Here is a 1,685-nt window from a genome sequence, read left to right as displayed (position 1 = left end):
GGCGAGCTTGCGCTCGGGCCGGTTGTTGGCGAGGATTTCAATGTGAGCGGGGTCGGCGTCGCGGGTCAGTCCGGCAAGGCCAGACACCATCGCGCCGGCAGTGCCGCCGCTGGTTTCCTCAAGCAACGGGATGGCAGCCATCACGCGGCTCCTTTCGGGGCTAAGAAGATGAGCATGGCGATGCCGAGCTTGCGCCACACCGTGAAGGAGAGCGCGCCGGCTTCGAAGATCATGGCAAAGGCGGTGGCCATTGCCGCGCCCCACAGGCCGAACATCGGGATGAGCACCACATTGAGGGCGATGTTGAAGGCCAGCGTCATGGCATAGACGGCAGCACAGATGTTCTGGTTGCCGCTCATCGTCAGCAGGCTTTCGCAGGGGCCGACGGCGGCCCGCGCCACGACGCCGAAGACAAGCAGGAACAGCAACGGATAGCCTGATGTGAATTCAGGGCCGAACAGCACCAGCATCGGCTCGCCGAGCGCCAGCACCAGCAGTGCCATCAAGAGCGATGGCCAGAACGTCCACGACACCGTCTCGCGGGCGAAGGCGGCAAGCCTTTGCGGGTCGCCATGGGTGAACTGCGCATAGCGCTGGGCAACGCCGGCCTTGACGGCGAAGTAGACGAAATGCACCAGCGCCAGCGTCTTCACGGTGGCGAAATAAACGGCGACGTCGTTGGGATCCATATAGGCGCCGACCATCAGCACATCGGCATTGGTGAGCAGGAAGAAGAAGCTCTCGACCAGGAAGATCGGCAGCGAGACGACGAACCATTGCGCGAAATGGACCTTTATCGGCCCCGCCGGGATCTGCCGTTCCATGCGCTGGGTGACACCGACGAGTTGTCCCAGCGTGGTGGCGTAGGTGGCGGCGATCGAGGCGAAGATGGCGGTCCTGGCATCGGGTGCGTAGCCCACGAACAGCATCAGCGCCATGAACAGCAGGATCAGCACGGGCCGCACCAGATAGGTCGGCGACAGGGCAAACAGCGCCCAGCTGTTGGCGCGTGCCAGGCCCGACAAAAGGTCGGACATGGCGATCATCGGCAGGCAGATGACGCCGAGGATGAACGGGATCACATAGTAGTTCTCGATCCAGGGTGCCGCCAGCCAGACGCCGAGCGCGCCGAGCCCGGCAATCAGCGTGGAGGCGATCAGCACGAACAGACGGCTGGCTAGCACGATGCCGCGCAGTTCGTCCATCAAGCCGCGCTCGCGATATTCGGGAATGTAGCGGATGACCGAGGTGTGGAAGCCCAGGCAGGCGAGATTGCCGACGATGACCATCGTCACCCAGACGAGGACGAAGATGCCATATTCGAACGAGCCCATCCAGCGTGCCATCAGCACCTGGCTGACGAAGGCGATGACGGCGCTAACGATGCGGACCGAGAAGGCGATGACCGACATGCGGCTCGCCTCGCCGCGCTCGTCGGCGGTGAACAGCACGGCATCGATGCGGCCAAGCAACGGCCCCATGCGCAGCGCCCAACGCTGCGGCAAGAACCGCCCGGCAGTCGTGGCCGCGGAAAAGCGCACCCCGATTTCTCTCCGTTTTCCGCTTCTTTTTCAGGCGTTAGTGTAGCGGAGACACATTAAGAAAACGTGGGTGGGGAGCCCCCTTCGCCCCGTCACTATACGGGGAGAAGGTGCCGGCAGGCGGATGAGGGGCGGCGCTGGCGG

General features: G+C 63.8%; 1 protein-coding gene and 1 pseudogene. Both read right to left on the bottom strand.

The genetic code is table 11. The features are described 5' to 3' along the window. A pseudogene (locus EN893_RS40125) lies at nucleotides 1-198 on the bottom strand (GNAT family N-acetyltransferase); the annotation flags it as partial. Beyond that, complete coding sequence (locus EN893_RS32745) at nucleotides 141-1,541, bottom strand: lipopolysaccharide biosynthesis protein (RefSeq protein ID WP_127271016.1); 1,401 nt, start codon at nucleotides 1,539-1,541, stop codon at nucleotides 141-143. The gene EN893_RS32745 and the pseudogene EN893_RS40125, both read right to left, overlap by 58 nt. Nucleotides 1,542-1,685 lie beyond the last annotated feature (144 nt).

This window comes from Mesorhizobium sp. M7A.F.Ca.CA.004.04.2.1 (assembly GCF_004022825.1).
GTDB lineage: Bacteria > Pseudomonadota > Alphaproteobacteria > Rhizobiales > Rhizobiaceae > Mesorhizobium.
This window is presented reverse-complemented; position numbering and strand designations above follow the sequence as displayed.